The following is a 19436-nucleotide window of genomic DNA, read 5'->3' as shown; positions in this document are numbered from 1 at the left end:
TTAACACCAACGGTTTTATAATATATAAGTTAGTGATCTTCGCCTTCATCTACCCGCTGTCTTTTTCCTATGCCAAATACAAAATAACCGATCACAACGATCGCCATAAATGTAGCCCCAACAATGAGGGGTAACCGCGTATCCGGGTTAAATGCCATACCGATAATAACGAGCGTCAGATATACGATGATGATATAGTTGCTGATTGGGAACCATTTGGATTTAAAATTGTGTTCAGCCATCTCATTGCCCCAACGCTTTCTGAACCTGAACTGGCTGAAGGCCAGCGCGAACCACGGAACCATCCCCGGAAGAACACTTGCGCTATAGATGTACAGGAACAGTTTGGAGTCCGGCATCAGGTAGTTGAGCACCACACCCACCAGCAGCAAGGAAATCGTGATGATAATACTGTTGCGGGGAACCCCGCCTTTGGACAGCTTTTTGAAAAAGGCCGGTGCCTGTCCATTCTCCGCAAGCGTGTAAAGCATACGTCCTGCACTATAGATCCCACTGTTACATCCCGACATCGCGGCGGTAAGCACAACAAAGTTGATAATTCCCGCAGCAGCGACAATCCCGACTTTGGCAAACGTCAGTACAAACGGACTTCCCGTCTCTCCCACTTCATTCCAAGGATACAATGTCACGATGACAAAAATGGCCCCAACGTAAAAAATGAGAATACGCCACACGATGTTTTTGATCGCTTTACGCAGCGTGATCTTCGGATTTTCCGCTTCACCTGCCGTAATCCCTACCATTTCAACGCCCTGGTATGCAGCCGTTACGATACACAGGGCAAAGAGGAAACCTTTGATCCCTCCTGGGAAAAATCCGCCATGGCTCACCAGATTCGATAGCCCAATGGGCTGTCCTCCGTTCCCCCAGCCGAAGAAGATCAGTCCGGTTCCGATCACGATCATGAAGACAATTGCCATCACCTTGATCAGTGCAAACCAGAATTCGAATTCTCCATAGTACTTTACCGCTGCCAGATTCGCTGCTGCAATAATAAGCACCCCAGCCAAGGCAGGCAGCCATTGTGGAATATCCGGGAACCAGTAGCCTACATAAATCCCAATCGCGGTGACTTCCGCCATACCAACCGTTACCCAGAGGAACCAGTAACTCCAGGCAGTCAGGAACCCGGCGAGTGGACTGATATACTTATGAGCAAATGTGGCAAATGAACCGGTGACAGGCTCCTGAATCAACATTTCCCCCATAATACGCATGACAAAAAAGATAATGATCCCGGCCAGCAAATAGGCCAGCAGCACCGAAGGACCTGCCCATTTGATAGTACTTGCCGATCCCATGAACAATCCGACCCCGATCGTACCTCCGAGTGCAATCAGCTCTACATGGCGGGGCTTTAGCCCTCTAGATAGTTGCTTTGATTCCAAACGATTCTCCCCTTTTCACATCCACATTAACGCAATGCAGAATTACTTCACCAAATTGTACGAGATGTGCCACAGAAATACAACAAGGAATGTAAGGAAGCGGATTCAGTGCACAAAATCATGTTACACGTCATTGGCGGGTCAGCGTTTTCTCAACAGGTAACTGCTCTGCTATACAAAAAATCCACCAGCCGCGAAGCACCAGTGGATATACGGTGAAACGGTTTAGCCGGCACAAGGCCAATAACAGTACCGCCTAATAACTCCGTTCGGGGGCAATACGTAGATGACAAAAACCTTTCTGAATGCCAAGTTAACGCATCAGTTCGTTGAATACCTTTTCCCAACGGCCACTGTGTCCATCCTCCATGAATAATGGAACAAATCCCAATCGGAGATAGATTGCAATTGCAGGGAGCCTGAAGTCATCCGTCTCAAGCAGGGCCGCTTGCTTCCCCTCATCTCTCATTCGGTGCAAGGCCGCTAGTGCAATGGTATATCCAAGCCCTTTCCCGGAGTGCCCCGGCAGAGCACCCACCATATGCAGATATCCACAGTCGATATCCCTGTCCTCTTTCTCCCATGCTACAGCAGTGGCAACGGCAAGCCCCTGATAACAGAGAAACAGAATCTTCTCGGGCAAAAACGGCGGCTGAAATCCGATCTTGTCGCCGAAGGCAATCTCCCTGGCAAAAGAAATTCGGATCACATGCTCCCATTCCGTTACATCACCGGATTGAAACGATCTCAAGCTGTAGCCTTCCGGTATGTCCAGCTGAGGCAGATCTGCCAAAGTATCCTTTTTCATGACCAGCTTGGAGCGTTCATCCCTCATCCTGTAAAGCCTGCCTTTACTCTAAAGTTTGGAAAGGAAACCATGTTCCCGCCCTGCTTCACGGATTGCATCGAGAGGAAAAAGACCGCGCTCCAGGTCACGGCATCATACACATCAACCAGCGGGCTGCGGTTTTCCTGAATCGCCGAGATGAATTCCTCCAGCACCAGAAAATCGCCCCCACCATGCTTCGTGCCCGCCGCTAAGTGACCCCACTGCTTCCATTTGGGATGATCATATTCAGGCTGATAACAGGACATTTTATCCCATACTTCTGAGCCATCCTCTCCGTTTACCGGAGAGCGGTTCTGCAGCCATACGAGATCTTCCTCATAGGGATGACGCGCGGACAAGTAAGCTCCCCTAGTTCCCTGTAGCATGTAATGAGTTTTATTATGCGGCCGGACGGAGACCCAGTCGATACGCAGCGTAATCAGAACGCCATTCTCGGTCACCAGCGCGGCTACGGCTGAATCCCCTTGACTCCAGTAACCTTCACGGGCAGCAGGATGGTCCTTGCCAAACTGCTCGCTAAAATAATTCTGCAACGCCCTCGGTTTGGAAACTTGCGTCGAGATGCTTTTAAGCCGATCTCCTCCCGGTTTATTCAGCCCGATCCACTGCGCGGCAGGCCCAATCGAATGCGTCGGATAATTGACCCCGTTATAATTTTGGTGGAGCTGTCCTCGCCAAGTAAGTGAGCCGTCCGGATGATGAATCAGATGACGTAAATCATGAATATAGCCACCCTCAACATGGGTAATCTCCCCGAATAACCCTTGTTGCGCCATGTAATTAACCGTAAGATTGGACCTGGAGAAACAATAGTTTTCTGACATCATATATTTCAAACCTGTGCGCTCCACCGTCTCGACCAATTCCCAGGCTTCCTCAAGCGACTGCACAGCAATCACCTCACTTAACACATGCTTGCCTGCGTTCAGTGCATCAATGGAATGTCGAGCATGCATATGCATGGGGCTAATTACAAAGACGGCATCAATAGAAGCGTCCTGCAGCATTTCCGAATAATTGCTATACGTTCTGATCCCCGGAAAAATCCCTTTCCATTGCTCCAGAACCAGTTCATTCAAATCACAAGTAGCCGTCAGATCAATACGATCAGCCAGAGAATGCAAGGCATTCAGAAAGCTTGCCCCCCGGTTGCCTCCGACTATAGCCAGCCTTACCCGCCTGCGGGTCATCGCGTCATCCCTTTCTTCTGAGAGGATAGTGACACAATCAGTTCTGCCGAATGGCCGTCGCCTTTGGCATCAGGATGCGGTTCATAATCATACATGCCTTTGACAAAAATGTTTGCCAGCTCCTGATACGGTGTCCCCTTCAGCAAAATAGTATTGATGCTCAACTGCTGCTCCTGTAGGTTCACGAGCAGCACCGCAGGGATATCCGTTACGGCTGCCAATTGTACGAAATGCCAAAGATCACGTTGGAAGACAGACTGAACATGATTATGTCCGTTAAAGAAAACGCCCGGTCCCTGATGTTCATTCAGTATCGACCAGATATCGAGTGCTGCATCAAGAGACATCATCGGCTCCGTGGATCTGGCCGTTGTAGCGTATACCGGATGATGGGCGAACACGAGCAGCGGCTTCTGTCCGTACCTGTTCATCTGTTCGCGCAGCCAGTTCAGTTGCTCTTCATCGATCATACCGCCCCAATGGTCGGGATTCTCACGCGCAGTGTCTAGTACTAGCAGCACTGCCTCCTCTTCTTCAATGGCCAGATAGCGATGCTGTCCCGTCCTTGCCTGAAGATCGACCTTGGAACAGGTATGCGTGTCATGATTGCCAAGCGCATATAAAAATTCACCTTGCGATAGCTCACTTTTAACCTTGCTCATAATAAAATCGAACTCCGAGGGTTCGCCGGCATGTGTCAGATCACCAATAGACAGATGATAGTCAGCGGAGAATGCCAAAAACTCTGACAGATAACCGGTATAGAAAGCCTCCCTGGCCTGAATCATCTGATCATCCACCTCTACCAACTCGCTAGAATAGTGCAAATCGCCCATTACAATCAGTCTCATTATCATAATCTCCCTTATCCTTTGATGCCTGAATGCATAAAGCTACTGATAAACTGCCGTTGGAACAACAGAAAGCCAATCAGCATCGGCGCCGTTACAATCAGGGTTGCTGCGCTGACATCCGTCCACTGAGCACCTGATTCGGTTGATTTGGCAAACATCGCCAGCCCTACAGTCAGCAGACGATTTTCCGGGGAATTCGTCACAATAAGCGGCCAAAGAAAATCGTTCCAGTGAAAGCTGATGGAAACGATCGCAAACGAAAGATAGACGGGCCTCGACAGCGGCATATAAATACGCAGCAAAATGCCTAGTGAAGAGCAACCCTCTACACGCGCAGCCTCATCCAGTTCGTTCGGAAGCTGCTTAAAGGCCTGCCTTAACAGGAAAACGCCAAACGCAGAAGCAAAATAAGGCAGCATAATACCGATCTTTGTATCCAGCAGTCCCAACTCGTTAATGATTTGGTAGTTGGAGAAAATGAGTACATCCGATGGGACCATTATCTGGACGAGAAAGAGCATAAAGACAAACTGGCGCCCAACAAAAGCAACGCGGGCAAACGCATATGCGGCCAGGGTTAATGTAACAATCTGAACTGCAAATATTCCAGAGGTTACAAGTAGAGTATTCCACATGTATTGTCCGAACGGTGCCCCTTGCCAGACCCGACTGAAATTATCCAGCGTAAAATCCCAGGACCAACCTGCGCCAATGGACGCATCCTTTGGAAGAAAGGCATTGCGCAGCATCCACATTAGCGGAATCAGCCAAGCGGCAGCAAACAACAGCATAATTGCATGCCACAACGCTTGTCCGGCCATCCGGCGGCGCTTTGCGGATCGAAACTTCCGGTTCAGCGACTGCTTGGCCTTTTCTGGCCGCAATGTAGCGGACAAGGACAGCTCGGCAGCATTTTTCATGATTCCTATCCCCTTTCACCTTCTACTGATAATGAATTTTGCGTTCCCATCCCGCAAACTGGAAGCAGGATATGACAAGAAGCAGAACGATCATTACCACGGTCATTGCCGCCGCCATCCCTTGGTCATTGAAACTAAAAGTCGTCTCATAGATATAATATAGAAGCAGGCTGCTGGCATGATCCGGCCCTCCCTTGGTCATCATCCACAGATGATCCACCCATTTGAAGGCGTTCGTAATCGCGACGACGGTGACAAACAGCGTTGTGGGCATCGTCAATGGAATGGTGATCCGCAGCTGCTGCGTCCACACGCCAATCCCGTCTACCGAAGCCGACTCGTAAAGATCTTTCGGAATTTGCTGCAGGCCAGCCAGATAAAAGATCATGAAATATCCGGCTTCCTTCCAGACAGTCATCACAATCAGAGAGCCAAGCACCGTATCCGGATTGCCAAGCAGATTAACCTCGCTTCCTGTGAACCAGGAAGCAAACCGGGCAAACAAACCAAACTGAGGCATATAAAGAAACAGCCAAATGCTCGCAGCGGCGATCATTGGAATCATATTCGGGTAGAAAAAAGCAATACGGACCACACCTTTGCCCCGGATCGCTTTATCTGCGAACAACGCCATGACAAAGGCCAGCGCCATCGAGACGGGAACCGTACCGACCGCGAACCAGATGTTATTTCGAAACACTTCAACAAAAACAGGATCATGCAGCAATGCCTTATAGTTGTCCATTCCTACGAATACGGGCGTACGAACGGCCAAATTATGCTCAAATAGACTGAGCCATGCCGATTTAAGCATTGGATAATAGGTGAACATGCCAAGAAACAGAAGGGATGGTAACACAAGTCCCCACCCAAACCCGTTCCGCCTAAGCTTTTCGTTCCAGCGGGTATTCATGCACGATTTTCCTCCTTGTACAATCTGCGCCTTACATCCCTGCAACTGCGGAAAGAAATATCGGCGGGAAGTACTGTAATGGCTTCCCGCCAGGATCATAACTGAGGAAGGTTCTAATTCAGCAGCTTTATTTGTTAAAAGGAGCGAGCACACGATCCGCTTCTTCTTGTGCGGCCTTCAATGCACTGGCCGCATCGATTTTGCCAGCCAGCGCGGATTGAATCTGGTTGGTCAGTGCGGAGGACACCTTGCCGTGATTATGCGTGGATAACTCCCGGAACGCATACTGCAACTGGTCGCGGGCCACGAGTGCCTGCGGGAATCCATCTGTGTACGCCTTCATGGCATCCGTATCGTAGGTGGATTTGCGAACCCCGACATAGCCGGATGAAGAACTGAACAGTGCAGCCTGTTCCGGAGCAGTCATATACTTGGCAAATTCCCAAGCCGCTGCCTGTTTCTCCGGTGTGGTATCTTTGAAAATATACATATTCCCCCCGCCCGTAGGCGATCCGTATTGCTTATTGGCTGGTGCGAAGGCTACACCAAAATCGAATTTGGCGTTGGTTTTCACGTTCGTCAAGTTGCCGCTGGTGTGCATCATCATAGCCGTTTTGCCTTCAATAAAATCGGTTGGCGTAGCCGCCCAATCAATAACCCCTTCCGGCATTACCTTGTACTTATGGGACAAGTCAAGCCAGAATTGCAGAGCTTCGACGTTCTCTGGCGTATTGAAATTGGCCTTCCTGCCGTCGTCCCCCATAATGTTCTGCTTGGGGTCGCTCGCATTTTGGCGGGCAAGCATCTGGAACATCCAGTAGGAGTCATCATTCCCCGGAATCTCCAGCCCTGTATGTCCATCACGATTCAGCTTCCCGGCATATTCCACCAGCTCATCCCAGTTTGTCGGCGGCTTATTCGGGTCCAGACCAGCAGCTTTGAACATATCTTTGTTGTAATACAAAATAATTGTGCTTCGCTGGAACGGTACACTGTACGTATGTCCATCCGCTTGGGTATCCTCCACAAAGGCCGGATAGAAATCATCCTTGTTATATTCCGCATCCTTGGCGATAAAATCATCCAGAGGAATAATCGCGTCCGTGTCCATCATGCTGTACAGCTCAGTCGACATCATAACAGCCACATCTGGCGGCTGCTTGGCCTGTACACCTGCCTGAATTTTGATCGTATTATCTCCGTAGTTTCCGGTATAGACCGGTTTAACCTTAATATCCGGAAATTTTTCCATAAAAGATGCGCTCATCCCGTCAATAACCTTTGTAAGTGGCCCACCTACGTTAACCGGGTAATAGAACGAAATTTCAACCGGCTCCTTGGGAGTCTGATCCAAAGTGGTGTTTGCATCAGCTGTTGAAGCCGTTGTACCTGTACCCGCCTTGGTATCAGCTGCATTACCCCCTCCCTGACCGCACCCGACCAGCATTAACGTTAACCCCAGCGCAATCAGCGCCATTTTCCCCTGCTTTAGCATTTGTTTTCTCCCCTCATATGTGCAGAGCGTTCCTGTTGGCTCTGTTTAAAATGCATAATGTCTGAAATTCATGCTTACACGGTTGGAGTCTACATCAAGGATATGCAGGACAGCACCTTCGGCTGTTGGAAGTACAGTGATGCCTTGCGCTTCATTACTACTTCCGAGGTTCCGGTCAAAGGCCAGCGTGACAGCTCCGGTATCCGGATCAATCCGGTAGACGGATTTCTTGGAATTATTATCGGAGGAGGCATACAGCGCACCATTATATATCTCTGCGCCTTGAATACGATCAATCGTCTGACTAAGCGGTACGGTTTTGATGAGGGACATGTCACTGAGTCGAAACACATTCAGCACCGGGGCATTGTTCCACTGGGCCGTATAGACCTGACCGCGATCGGCATCTACGGCTACCCATGGCACACCACCGGGATGAAGGTTCAGCGGAAGCGCATAGGAGGTTCCGGTATATTGAAGTGTGGAGGCATTATAGACAGCAATGTAGGGATGTTCGTATTTCTTGCTATCTTCAATAGGAGCATAAATCAACCCGTTGTAATAGGAAATGTCACCAATGTGGTCACCGCCCTGCACTGCTATCTCAGCCGGGATTGCTGCCGCATTTCGTTTCTGAACCGTCTTTCCGTCCAGTGCCGTCTTTAATAAACCAAGCTGCGAGTTGAAAATCCATGAGTTTCCATCTGTTGTGACCCCTTGTCCGCGCTCAAAGGCATCCGTTAGCCAAAAGGTTTGCTTGGACACCTCATGCCAAGAAATGGCGGCCTGTGCAGCATATACCGCATTTTCCGCAGCTTCGGCCGATACGGGCACCGCCCATGCTCCTGATGTAAGAGAACCTGCACTTAACATTCCCGCACAAACCCAGCCTGACACTTTTCTCAGTTTCATGATATTAACGCCTCCTGAATTGTAGGTCTGCTCCAATAATGGTTCGTCCATTATAGAAGCAGTGACCCCCGTTTTAGCCAGCGGGATTCACTGCCCGATCGGCTTAAACTAATTGTAGCTTTCAGGCCAAGCACGTCTGTTGGACAAAATGCGGTTTTTATTGAACAAAACAATCATTTTAGAATGATCCGGTTCGAAGAAACCTCGTTCATATACTGTTTGGGCGTCGTTCCAGCGATCCGCTTGAACATTCTTGTGAAGTGACCCTGATCGGAAAAACCGGCACGGTCGGCAATTTCCTTCAGCCCGTACTCTCCCTTGCTGATCAGCAGCTTGGAATGTTCAATCCGCAGGCGAATCAGATAATGATGCGGTGTATGCCCCGTCTGCTGTTTGAACAGCCGAATATAATGGGACAGGCTAAGGGCAGCCTTGTCAGCAAGCTCCTGGATGGAGAGCTCCGCCTCCAAATTTTCTTTCATATATTCTATGGACTGATAAATTTCCTGATTGGCCGTCATTCTGGAGGGAGTGCTGTTAGTGCATACCTGAGAATAATGGTTCAGGAGATGCAGGATGAGCATATTGGAGAGTGAATCACTATATATCTTTCCTTGTCTGCCTCCATTCTGCAGCTCTTCAAGCAACCAGAGTCCTAATTGCAGCAGCTTGGGGTCCTTGACATAATACTTCAGTTCCAACTGAATATACCCTTCCTTCAGCAGTCCCGATTCACGTGCGATGTGCTCCAGATAGGAAGGCGGAATTTCGATCTGCAGGAAATACAGGGAGGCCTTTCCCCAGGAACAGAGAACGGGTTCTCCAGCAGGCAGGATGTGAATGGTGTAATAGTTCTCATAGTAAGCCGAACAATGTATGGCAATCTGATGCTTCGTTCCGGTAAGCCCCCCGGTAGCATGCTGAGGACTCGGCCACCGGGAAACCTGCAGATGATCCCATCCAAGGGTATGGCTCGTGAGTACAGGCTGATTGTCAGCAGGATATGCTCTTTCGGTTGTTCTCATCCTTATCACCCCTTTTCATCACGTTAGCAATCTACTATGCGGGATGTATAAACTGTGGGTAAAAGAGTTTGTCTTTTTCGAAGGTGGAGCCAGCTGACTGCTTTGTTGTTTGATCTAAATATTCAGCGAAAATAAAAAAACACGCCAACCGTGGCGCGTTTGAAGCGATTATTCTTATGCTTATGATAATGGTTACCTTAGCTTCGCTAATCGTCTCGATGCTGTCCAATCATGCAATAGAATCTATAGGCAGATGAACCAGCACCGTCGTACCCTCACCCTCCTGGCTTTTCATTTCGACGGTTCCGTGATGGAGCATCACAATTTTCTTGACGATCGCAAGGCCCAGACCGTTACCGCTGATGCTGCGGTTTCGCGACAGATCTGTTTTATAAAACCGATCAAACACATAATCCAGCTGCTCTGGCGCTATTCCAATGCCCGTATCCGTTATCGTGATGAGAATTTTGTTCTCTAACTGGTGCGTCCGTATATGAATATGCCCACCTGCTGGCGTAAACTTGATGCTGTTCCCCAGCAGATTCATCCAAACCTGATCGAGCTGATCCCGATCTGCTGTAACTTGAATCGGTTCTGCCAACTCCAGATGAACCTGAATATTTTTAGTGGACCACTGCGGCTCGCAAGTAACGATAATTTGCCGGATTTGCTCATCAAGATTATAGGTAGCCGCCTCGAACGGATGATGATCGGAGTCCAGAGATGCAAGCTCCAGCAGATTATCGCTAAGTCTGGATAGCCGTCCACTCTCCGTAATAATAATATCGAGGTAATAGTTACGATCAGCCTCAGCAACTAGGTTACTATTTTTCATCGCCATGGCAAAACCGGAAATAGAGGTCAGCGGGGTTTGAATCTCATGAGATACATTGGAAACAAAATCCTGTCTCATCTGTTCCAACTGTTTGAGCTCACTCGCCATCTCATTAAAGCTGTGTGTCAAAGCTCCCATTTCGTCCACACGTTTCGTTTGGATTTCCACGTCAAAATCACCCTTCGCCAGCTGTTTGGTTGCACGAGTCAATACCTGAATCGGTTTCACCAAGTACCTTGCAGCAATAAAAATACATAGGCTTCCGATAAACAGTGCGAGTAATAATATCAGGAGGACCATCCGATTAATGATATTTTCGTTCTGCGGGGAATATTGCATAAACACGGCTTGCGGCTTCCCTTGGAATGGGAAAGGAAGACCGATAAAGGTCTGATCCACCTCAGCCGGAGAACGATAGACCTGACCCTGCAATACCATTTGAACCACCTCTGGTGCAATTTGAACGGTCTCCGTATTGTCCAGATCATAGTATGTTACGTTGCCGGAAACATCATATAGATGAATGGGATAGGTGGATATCTTCACCATACTTTTAATGAATGCCTCCCGGTCCTCCGGGTGTGTTTGTTCATAGAGACGTATCATTTCCTCACCTGTTGCAATCATGTCATTCTGACCGAGATGGTTTACTTCTTTTTTGAACAGAAAGAGCCCTATGAGGAAAGACGACAGCAGGCTGAAAATAATGACAACCAGAAATGTGATAATGATGCGAACGTATAAGGTCTTGATCATGTGATCACTAACCGGTAGCCCAGACTTCGGGCCGTTTCAATCTGAAAATGGTGGGCATCACCAGCGAATTTTTCCCTTAATCGCTTAATGTGAACGTCAACCGTTCGGTCATCCCCTTCATAGTCGCTCCCCCAGATTTTCGTAATTAGCTGTTCCCGGGTAAATATCTGCCCAGGCTGATTCGCCAGCATGAACAGCAATTCGAACTCCTTTAAAGGCAGATTAAGCGTCTCCTCCCCTCGAATCACTTGAAAACTGCGGCGATTCAGTGTAATGCCCCCCAATTGAATCGTTTGGGAAGAGACAATCAGATACCGTTTCAGCAATGCTTTCACTCTCATCACAAGCTCCAGTGGATCGAAGGGCTTCGTCAAATAATCATCTGTTCCAAGCTGGAATCCCTTCACTTTCTGAGCCGATTCCCCTTTTACCGTAACCATCAAGAGCGGCATATTCAGATCCATGCGCCGGATCTCCCGGCATAGTTCCCAACCATCCAATTTTGGCATCATAATATCGAGGATAACCAGATCAATTGGGGATTTCTCAACAATATCCAATGCTTCTGCACCGTCTTTAGCCACCACGATCTCAAATCCCTCATTCCGCAAAAACAAGGTAATCAGCTCACGAATGTGCACATCGTCGTCCACGACAAGGATTTGGGTCATATCAAATGCATGCCTCCAATATATTTCTTCTCCTCTTCCACCTGGGTGGAGGGTTCAACCAAAATGCCAGCCCAACAGATTCCAATGATAGAAAAATAAACATAAGGTTACTGCTGCTAGAGTTACGAACGTATAATACACACGCTTAGGTAACGTCCAATATTTGTTTTTCCATGCCAGAACGTTCATCGTTACGATTGCCACACTCCATCCCACAAGAATCAGAGGCATGAACAGATAAAGACGTAGAGATAGTGGAATATGACTGAGTCGATCGATCAGATCTAAGTTCATCACCAGAAGTGTAGCTCCCAAGGTCACCAATGACCACACGGACGTAACTACCGACAGCAGGACTGCCCATTTCTGTGCCCTTGGCATCGCTTTGATTTTGCGTCTACGATAAACAGCTCCCAGTAGTACGGTAATGAACAGAACGGCCGAGATACCGAGCAACGGAAGCCAGAACTTCGATTGATTAATTAACGGGGTTGGTTCCAGTGGCATGGGGTTGAGTATATCCAGAAACAGATACGTGACCTTGCCCTCTGTATCCGTACGGAATCCCATCTGATGCTTGCCGCCGACTTCCTGGAATAGATTCACTCCAATCGGAGTGTATACTTGCTGATCTGCACCACTTCCAATCGACAGCCGGTTATCCGAAACCTCAATATTGATCTGAGTCAGAAAACTGAAAAACTTATCGATCTTCGTGTGATTACGACGTGTAAATTGATAGGAACCTGCATATTTCTCCAGAGGCTCCCCCAGTTCAATAGAGGTTGCAGCAGGCTGATTCGTAATATGGGCAGGATAGTAACGATCAAAGAAGGCTTGCGCCAATCCTCCTGCTGCCGTTCCACCGTCCCCTCCACTATAGGAAACAAATATGCCGACTTGTTGGTCTGGTACAAGATAAAGCGCTGTATTAAATAGCTCGTCGGCACCTCCATGAGAGATCACACGCAGTCCATTCATGTTCAACTCATAAAATCCCAAGTCCATGGCGGGTAAACGTTCGTCAAACTGGAATGCCGGGGAATGCATAAGCCTGGCGGTTTCCGGCTTGAGAATTTGCTTATCCTCATATTGTCCGTCCTGTAAATGGGCAATCATGAAATGAGCCATATCATTCGCCGAGACACTGCCTGATCCTGCAGGTCGGAAGCCACCTTCAAACGTAGGACGCTTGGTTACATACTCGCCATTAGCTCGGGCATATCCAAGTACGGCATAAGGCTTCAACGATGCCGGAACAGGCTCCTCCACCGTAGCATGCTTCATGCTCAGCGGATCAAATATATTTTTCTGTATATAGTCATTATAAGCAATGCCACCAACTTCTTCGACGATAAGTCCGGCGAGTGAGGCACCATAGTTGGAATATGCCAGCATCGCGCCTGGAGGCATGACCCGAGCTGGCATATGGTTTGCCATTGTTTCTGCAATGGAGACGGGGAGCTTCTCTGGATCGGTGGTAATCTGATATCCAACACCGCCTTCCTCAAAGCCTGCCGTATGGGTCATGAGATGACGTAACGTAATTGGTTCCGCATAGGTTGGTGGTATTTTCACCGTTTTCAGATAGGTGTTAACGTCAGTGTCCAGATCAAGCTTTCCCTCCTCAACCAGCTGCATCACTGCGGTCCATGTGAACAGCTTTGTGGTCGACGCAATCCGAAACAGGCTGGTCTCGGGATCAACGGGTTTATTATCTTCGATGTTCGAATGTCCGTACCCTTTGGAGAGCAGAATCTTCCCATCCTTCACAATCGAAATGACGGCACCCGGAATCTGTAAAGAATCCATTTGAACATCCATAATCCCATCAATGAATGCTGCTAGCTGTTCTTTGTTATCCAGGTTAACAGCGATTCCCTTCTCTTGTGTACCAGAACTCAATCCGGAAGAGTAAGCCTCTGCTGATACGGGAGCTTTAATCCCTAACCAAGTTGCCCCTAGCGTAGCACCCAACAATACCAGTAACATCATTTTGCAAACCATTTTCCTTATCGACGATGACATAACAAACCTCCACCACTCCGTATATTTTGTGTTGATCACTGTTCCTCGGCTTTCTTTCGAGAGCATATCAAGAACGTATGAACGGAGCGTGAACCTTTTAGTCATTTTTTGCCAAATATAATTGGCTTTAGTAAGATAGGGGAAGGTTTAATATGAAAGGGAGAATTGGGATGCCTGACTTTTTACTAGTCTTATTTTTGTTTAATTTATCTTTATTTCTATTGCACGAAATGGACGCCATTAGACGATCTGAGTGGAAATTGTTTATCGTGCTGAAAGATATGGAAGATGAAAAAGCCTATAAATGCTTCACATTCGTTCACCTACCACTCTATACCGTCATACTCGCACTGCTTTTCAGCTCATATCAAACGATTACGTTCTGGGTGCTGGATATATTTTTCATCATTCATGCGGTACTGCACCTATTTTTCGAAAAACACCCTCGTAATGAATTTAAGAATTCATTTTCCAGATCATTCATTTACCCCATGGGGATTATTGGGGCCATCCATTTGTTAGCGTTATTATTGTAATTTCATTAGATCGTACATTGAGAAATAAGAAACCGTATGACCGCCTAAAGCGGTCATTTTTTGTATACTCTTTTCCGCTATTTACAACTGTATTTTATTGGTATATATTATAGCCGTCAGGAATGTTAACGCTAACATAAACTGAAAAAAGGAGGATGTCTCAATCCATTTTCGAAAAGGTTTTCGTTTTAGTGAGCTTACACTTTAAAACATTTCATTTTGAAAGGATGAGGTATCGATGAAAAAACTAAACACATTATTTGTATTTTTTATGGGCATATCCCTTATGTTCGGCCTGACCGCATCAGCGAATCCCGCCATCGTAAGTTATGGAGGCAGCTATTCCAATACACTCACTGCTGGTCAAGGATACGCCTACATTCTCCCTAATGCCAAAACCACCGGTACAAGCGTAAAAATTACGGCTTCCGCAGCCAATGCACTTCAACTGCACTACTACTGGAGCTACAATAATACGACAATCGACCTGGGGACAGCCATTGTAAACAACAACAATTACAACGGCGGTTCAGCTTACTACAATCCTGGCACTCTGGTCACTGTGGTAGAACGCGTACCAGCGTCCACAACGTTGTACCCTTCCGTATCCTATACCATATCTTTCAATTAACAGTACAACGAACACATAGTATCCATTCTTATATACAGATTCAAATACATGAACTCTTTCAGTTTTAATCAAAAATGCACCTCTTAGAAGTACAAATTGGAGCCTGCCAAGGATTCCATAAACTTCTGTTGGGGTGCTTTTTTCTGTGAACGGGGAGGCCCCATTTATAGTAAACTGGAGAAAAGGTCCAATCATTCGGGAGGTCTGCTTATGCAAGAGCAACATGCTGCACGAGTCGAATTATTCGTTTCCAACTCTCAGATCATCAAAAAATCATTCAAGTGGCAAAATGTGATGATGCACCGTCTGGCAGCCCTTTTATATGCAGCAGAAAATAAACAAGCCGATGGCGAGGCCATTCGCCAAAGTCATGAATTGATTAAGCAAAACACCAATCTCTTCTCGGCCTTCAGGGGAAATTCGGCGATCAGCATCGCCACCTTACTCTCGCTTACGACAGATCAGGAAAAGAAACTGGAAGACACCCTGCTTATCTATGATCTGATGAAAAAAATCAAATTTCGTACGTCCGATTTTCTGGTTATCGCCGCCTATCAGATTGCAGCTCACGCGACGACTGAGCAATTCGAGCATAAGGTCGAACGAGCCAAAGCATTTTATGATCACATGAAGGCCCAACACCGCTTTCTTACCGGACAGGACGACTATATTTTTGCTGCTATGCTGGCCCTTTCCGATCTCGACGTAGAATCCGGTGTGACCCGTATGGAGCAGCTCTATGCAGAATTAAAACCTGAGTTCTCACCAGGCAATAGTGTGCAGGCATTAACGCAGGTGCTGGTCCTAGGCGATGATAATCCGGAGGCGGGCACTCATGTGATAGCGTTAAATGAGGCATTCCGCAGACGGGGAATACGATTAGACAAAATGTACACCCTGCCGGCTCTGGGGATCCTCTCTCTACTGCCCGCTGACAGAGATACGCTGGTAGAACAAGTTGAGGAAACGTATGAGTGGTTGCGTACACAGAAGGGCTTTGGTGCCTGGTCAATCAACAAACAGGAGCTGCTGCTGCTCTCGTCCTCGCTGGTGGCCGTGCAATATGTGGAGGATCTTCGAAACGGCGTCCTGACCACGACGGTCTCCACTAGCATCACCAACATTATCATTGCCCAACAGGCCGCCATGGCCGCTGCTGCAACATCGGCTGCCGTCGTAGCTTCGACTTCATCGAACTAAGTAAAGGTCATGAAATGCATCTTACAAAAAAAGAGGCCCTCTGGAACCATCCAGAAGGCCTACTTCATTTGAATCCATCATTGCTGTTAGTCATCACCGCTAAACAATCCCCTTATCCCGGAACTCTTCCACGAAACTATCCAACCAATCCGAACCATAATCCAGCGCGCCCATATCACTTTCGATAAAAGCAACATCCAGACCCATAACCCAGAATCGGCGAGCAATAATAAAAAGGTCAACAGCCTGTTCATCTTCGGCAGAGAAGCTTCTAACCGAACGATATCCCGCTATGAGCGCACTCCATAACACTTCTTTTTGCTCACCAGACTGTCTCTTTCGAGCCTTCACCTGCGCCAGATCGTAGGCACGCCAACCATTAGCAGCCCACTCAAAGTCATAATGGATGAACTGATTGCCCTGTTGAAAAGCATTATTGTTCCCATGCATATCGCCATGGCACAGCCCATTGTCCAAACCTTGTTTGGATGCGACGCCGATGCGTTCTTTTAACGCTCTAGCAAACGTATGTAGAAATGATGATGCTTCATTTTTTTTACCGATGTAGTTGATGATTCGCTCAAGAGGTTCGTCAATGAGAAACTTCGTATCCAACTCATATCGCGGCTGCTCCAATACCACTTGGTCCATCGCTTTATGCAGCTCAGCCGCAGACTGACCAAAAGCGTAACACGACTCTTCATCTTCAAGGTTGTTCTCGATGCCCTCTATATACCGAAACATCACAGCAACCCGCTTGCCTTCCGCGGCCTCCAGCACCGTATATTCAGTATGATCTTTCTTCTCGATATGTTCTCCAATATCGGTATGTACAGATGAACCTAAAATGCCCTTTAATTGAGATAACAGGGAGAGTTCGTACTGAACATCGTTTTCCGTAATTTCAGTACGGTAGACACGAAGAATATACATGCCAGAAGAAGTACGTACCCGGTAGGTATCATTTAACCCTCTCAGCCAAAATAAACATTCTTCCCACGATCCGATGTTGTATTGATCACTCAATACATGCTCCAGATATTTAGGGTTGAGCACTGAACGTAAAGCAGTCGGTTGATTGAACATATGTATGCTCCTTCAGTTTGATATAATCATCACTTTAGTTACAGATAAATGATTCCTTCATCTATCAATCTATAACATAGTATATTTTTAATTTATTTTCCAGAATATATATTTAATCAGGTGAATGCATAGCTGAATTCATTTCGCCTCTTTTATGTGCACCAATCACTTTCCCAGCCTTGACCTTGAAGTATACTTCAGGCTTTATACTGTGGATATCATACTTTATGGATGAGAGGCGGCGCACAAATGAGTGTAAATATATATAACAAAAAACGCTCTATCAAGAGCTATTTACTAGAAAAATACATCAGAACTTTAGATAGCAAGAAGAATTTATCCACGCGAGAAAACACCATGAAGCACTTGGAACACATGGGTGTAGAGAACACTAAACCTTATGAGCTGGGTAAGGTTAAATTAATCTCTTCAGTAAATGAACGTTCCTTTGAAGACATGCAGGTATTTACATTGAATGACCAGATGTCTGCTGATCAAAAAGTGATTCTATATATACATGGCGGCTCTCATACGCACCAGCCTCTAACCTTTCATTGGAAATTCATGGACCGCATCGCACAATCGTTGAATGCCAAAGTTATAGCACCCATCTATCCCAAAGTGCCTTATTTCAACTACCAGCATACATATCCAAGACTCTTGAACTTATACCGGGAAATCATTGAATCGATAAAGAGTCCTGCACAACTTACCATTATGGGAGATTCAGCGGGAGGAAATATTTCGCTTAGCTTTGCACATTACATCAAGACGAATCTTCTTCCTCAACCCAAAGATATCATTTTGTTATCTCCATGTGTGGATATGGTTCTGGACAACCCGGTCATATTCGACTATGAGACCCGAGATCCGATGCTGGCTGTGGAAGGCTATGATGTGATTCGGAGAATATGGGCGGCAGATAAAGATCTGGATGATCCACTGATTAGTCCAATCTATGGAGATTTCAAAAGACTCGGAAAGATTACCATTTTCATCGGAACTCATGAAGGTTTATTTCCCGACAACATGAAGCTCGACAAACTGCTTACCGACCAGGGCATTGACCATAATACCTTTGTATATCCCAAAATGAATCATGTCTTTGTGCTTTACCCTATTCCTGAAGCCAAGGATGCAGAGCACAAAATCATTAATATTATTAAGCATGCATCACATGAATTGCATATATGAGACTACTACTGAAAAAAAACCAGTAAAATCATATTCAGCACTTGTAAATTGTATTATTCCGGGTATAATACTCGGTATATAGAAAAGAGTAGCTGACTGGAGTGATAACGCCATGGATTCTTTGACACAAACTTGGGTTAACGATTATTTGGACCTATATAATTATGCCCGTACCATAGAAGACTCGGAATGGGCTGAGGATATTCTCAGGAAGCTTCAAGATCAGAAGGATGCGTTACTGGAGGAAGAACGAAAAGCGATACTGCTCCGTGAGCTGCTTACAAGCTACGACCGAATCAACAAACAACTGGTGGACATTTTCAGCAAGCTGAGAGTCGCTTCAGAAGGTTACCAGACTGAGTCTTTACAGGAGCAATGGTTCAAATTAAAGCTAATGCGAATTGATGTCTCTCGGAAGATTCTTCAACATAAATAAAATAAATAAGAAAAAAAGCCGGTCTGCAGTTCGTCTGCTTAACCCGCCTTGATTAAAGGCTTACTATTCTTTTGATGCGTACAGTCAACTGTTCCACACATATGTAAAGCCCGCCAGCTTTACATGAAATGAATGATCGATAATTACATGGATGCTTTCTTCATGTTGCTCATCATGCCCATCATTGTTGTCATCATTTCGTCGCATTCTTGCATACAGGACATCATTTTATTCATGTCCATGCCTTCCATCATGCTTTTGTCTTCCATGCATTCCATCATCATCTTCATGGATTTCATCTTGCACATCATTTCTTCCATACACATGTTCATCATCATGTTCATACACATATTTTCCATTTCAACTTCCTCCTTTCAAATATAGTAAACTTCCTTTTTTTAGCATAAACGATTCCCCACTTAAAAGCAATCTTTTTCCTCTTGCCTTTTCTGTAAAATCGATGTATAATACGCATTTTACTTATCAATCCAGTCG

At 46.6% G+C, this 19436-nt stretch carries 19 protein-coding genes; 5 read left to right on the top strand and 14 right to left on the bottom strand.

All coding sequences use genetic code 11. The annotated features are described in order from the left end of the window. Positions 1-29 precede the first annotated feature (29 nt). The 12 genes from A6049_RS24405 to A6049_RS24350 form a co-directional block, all read right to left on the bottom strand. Positions 30-1409, bottom strand: a complete 1380-nt coding sequence (locus tag A6049_RS24405; protein WP_063567139.1) for an amino acid permease — start codon at positions 1407-1409, stop codon at positions 30-32. 313 nt (positions 1410-1722) lie between these two features. Next, positions 1723-2244 carry a GNAT family N-acetyltransferase gene (locus tag A6049_RS24400; RefSeq protein WP_063567138.1) on the bottom strand — a complete coding sequence of 174 codons (522 nt, stop codon included), beginning with the start codon at positions 2242-2244 and terminating at the stop codon, positions 1723-1725. Beyond that, entirely contained in the window at positions 2241-3449 is a 1209-nt protein-coding gene (locus A6049_RS24395; protein WP_063567137.1) for a Gfo/Idh/MocA family oxidoreductase, read from the bottom strand. The genes A6049_RS24400 and A6049_RS24395 overlap by 4 nt, the downstream gene beginning before the upstream one ends. Then, positions 3446-4300 (bottom strand): metallophosphoesterase family protein, encoded by an 855-nt coding sequence (locus tag A6049_RS24390; protein ID WP_063567136.1) that lies wholly within the window; start codon positions 4298-4300, stop codon positions 3446-3448. The genes A6049_RS24395 and A6049_RS24390 overlap by 4 nt, the downstream gene beginning before the upstream one ends. A gap of 14 nt (positions 4301-4314) precedes the next feature. Then, positions 4315-5223 (bottom strand): carbohydrate ABC transporter permease, encoded by a 909-nt coding sequence (locus tag A6049_RS24385; protein WP_095206207.1) that lies wholly within the window; start codon positions 5221-5223, stop codon positions 4315-4317. Between the two features lie 22 nt (positions 5224-5245). Continuing rightward, a complete protein-coding gene (locus tag A6049_RS24380; protein ID WP_063567135.1) occupies positions 5246-6136 on the bottom strand; it encodes a carbohydrate ABC transporter permease in 891 nt (296 codons plus the stop codon). Positions 6137-6263: 127 nt separating this feature from the next. Further along, complete coding sequence (locus A6049_RS24375; RefSeq protein WP_063567134.1) at positions 6264-7631, bottom strand: ABC transporter substrate-binding protein; 1368 nt, start codon at positions 7629-7631, stop codon at positions 6264-6266. A gap of 45 nt (positions 7632-7676) precedes the next feature. Next, positions 7677-8543, bottom strand: a complete 867-nt coding sequence (locus tag A6049_RS24370) for a DUF6923 family protein (protein WP_063567133.1) — start codon at positions 8541-8543, stop codon at positions 7677-7679. Positions 8544-8716: 173 nt separating this feature from the next. Then, a complete protein-coding gene (locus tag A6049_RS24365; protein WP_090955239.1) occupies positions 8717-9568 on the bottom strand; it encodes a helix-turn-helix domain-containing protein in 852 nt (283 codons plus the stop codon). Positions 9569-9797: 229 nt separating this feature from the next. Further along, positions 9798-11159 carry a HAMP domain-containing sensor histidine kinase gene (locus tag A6049_RS24360; RefSeq protein ID WP_063567132.1) on the bottom strand — a complete coding sequence of 454 codons (1362 nt, stop codon included), beginning with the start codon at positions 11157-11159 and terminating at the stop codon, positions 9798-9800. Beyond that, positions 11156-11830, bottom strand: coding sequence for a response regulator transcription factor (locus tag A6049_RS24355; RefSeq protein ID WP_063567131.1), 675 nt, complete (start codon positions 11828-11830; stop codon positions 11156-11158). The genes A6049_RS24360 and A6049_RS24355 overlap by 4 nt, the downstream gene beginning before the upstream one ends. A 54-nt stretch (positions 11831-11884) precedes the next feature. Next, entirely contained in the window at positions 11885-13858 is a 1974-nt protein-coding gene (locus A6049_RS24350; RefSeq protein ID WP_063567130.1) for a serine hydrolase domain-containing protein, read from the bottom strand. 152 nt (positions 13859-14010) lie between these two features. Here A6049_RS24350 and A6049_RS24345 point away from each other — a divergent pair, with 152 nt between their 5' ends. The 3 genes from A6049_RS24345 to A6049_RS24335 all read left to right on the top strand — a co-directional run bounded on the left by A6049_RS24345 (position 14011) and on the right by A6049_RS24335 (position 16225). Beyond that, positions 14011-14394, top strand: coding sequence for a DUF6713 family protein (locus A6049_RS24345; RefSeq protein WP_240321529.1), 384 nt, complete (start codon positions 14011-14013; stop codon positions 14392-14394). Between the two features lie 238 nt (positions 14395-14632). Further along, the gene (locus tag A6049_RS24340; protein WP_063567129.1) at positions 14633-15025 is read left to right on the top strand and encodes a hypothetical protein; all 393 of its coding nucleotides are present in this window, start codon (positions 14633-14635) and stop codon (positions 15023-15025) included. 96 nt (positions 15026-15121) lie between these two features. Continuing rightward, positions 15122-16225 (top strand): DUF4003 family protein, encoded by a 1104-nt coding sequence (locus tag A6049_RS24335; protein ID WP_240321528.1) that lies wholly within the window; start codon positions 15122-15124, stop codon positions 16223-16225. Between the two features lie 99 nt (positions 16226-16324). Here the strand turns inward: A6049_RS24335 and A6049_RS24330 are convergent, their stop codons facing one another. After that, entirely contained in the window at positions 16325-17311 is a 987-nt protein-coding gene (locus tag A6049_RS24330) for a phosphotransferase (RefSeq protein ID WP_063567127.1), read from the bottom strand. 249 nt (positions 17312-17560) lie between these two features. Here A6049_RS24330 and A6049_RS24325 point away from each other — a divergent pair, with 249 nt between their 5' ends. Together A6049_RS24325 and A6049_RS24320 are read left to right on the top strand one after the other, a co-directional pair. Then, positions 17561-18505: an alpha/beta hydrolase fold domain-containing protein gene (locus A6049_RS24325; protein WP_063567126.1), complete on the top strand. Its 945-nt coding sequence runs from the start codon at positions 17561-17563 to the stop codon at positions 18503-18505. A gap of 112 nt (positions 18506-18617) precedes the next feature. Then, a complete protein-coding gene (locus tag A6049_RS24320; RefSeq protein WP_063567125.1) occupies positions 18618-18941 on the top strand; it encodes a hypothetical protein in 324 nt (107 codons plus the stop codon). 143 nt (positions 18942-19084) lie between these two features. Here A6049_RS24320 and A6049_RS24315 read toward each other — a convergent pair whose 3' ends face one another. Then, positions 19085-19300 carry a hypothetical protein gene (locus A6049_RS24315; RefSeq protein WP_063567124.1) on the bottom strand — a complete coding sequence of 72 codons (216 nt, stop codon included), beginning with the start codon at positions 19298-19300 and terminating at the stop codon, positions 19085-19087. Positions 19301-19436 lie beyond the last annotated feature (136 nt).

Source organism: Paenibacillus sp. O199 (assembly GCF_001636635.1).
Taxonomy (GTDB): Bacteria; Bacillota; Bacilli; order Paenibacillales; family Paenibacillaceae; genus Paenibacillus; species Paenibacillus marchantiae.
This window is presented reverse-complemented; position numbering and strand designations above follow the sequence as displayed.